The following is a 652-nucleotide window of genomic DNA, read 5'->3' as shown; positions in this document are numbered from 1 at the left end:
GCTGTTACAGTTGGGGCACACAGGGAACCGTAGGTTCGATCATGTTGTTTACCTGGACCTGTATGAATATGAAGGAATTGTCCACTTAATAAATCATACTCAAGCTGTATCTTTACTCCCGCTGTATGGCTGCATCCTCCCGCACCAGGATAAATTGATGAAAATATATCCGGAAGTTGAAATGCAGTTGAATCTAAAATACGAATACGCTTGAAAACAGAAGTATATGGATAAGAAATTGGCATAGATGAGGTCAGTTTTTGGTTTAGTAGTTCAGCTAATAGGTGTTGTAAAAATAATTGAACAGCCGCTTTATTAAATCGTTGATTCAAGCCCTCAGGGCTGATGAGTACTTCTGTTGATGCTTCTAAACAGTTAGATAACTGAGTTAAAGAAGTCATAGCTACATTTTGGCTCACCCATACACATAAAGCGACTAAATCTTTTGCTTGGTACTTACTGGTTCGTTGTACAAAGCCAACATCTCTAGCAAGATCTCGTAAGGCATTTGGAGACAGGGCACTTTGAATCTCTTGAGCAAATAGTTGTAATTCGTTAGACACAGAAACAGACATAAAAAACGCCATCCTTTCCTATTTGGAGTGAACCCTGAGAATGAGACGATAAAAAACACCTCTCTAAATCGTAAGTA

Annotated in this window: 1 protein-coding gene; it reads right to left on the bottom strand. The window is 38.8% G+C overall.

Annotated elements, in window-relative coordinates; translation table 11 throughout:
* On the bottom strand, positions 1-575 hold a 575-nt coding region (locus G9F74_RS29440), incomplete at its 3' end, for an IS4 family transposase (protein ID WP_165406431.1).
* Between the last annotated feature and the right edge of the window lie 77 nt (positions 576-652).

This window comes from Bacillus sp. EKM202B (assembly GCF_011066025.1).
Classification (GTDB): Bacteria; Bacillota; Bacilli; order Bacillales; family Bacillaceae_G; genus Bacillus_A; species Bacillus_A toyonensis.
Note: the sequence above shows the minus strand (reverse complement) of the source record. Positions and strands in the feature narration are given on the sequence as shown.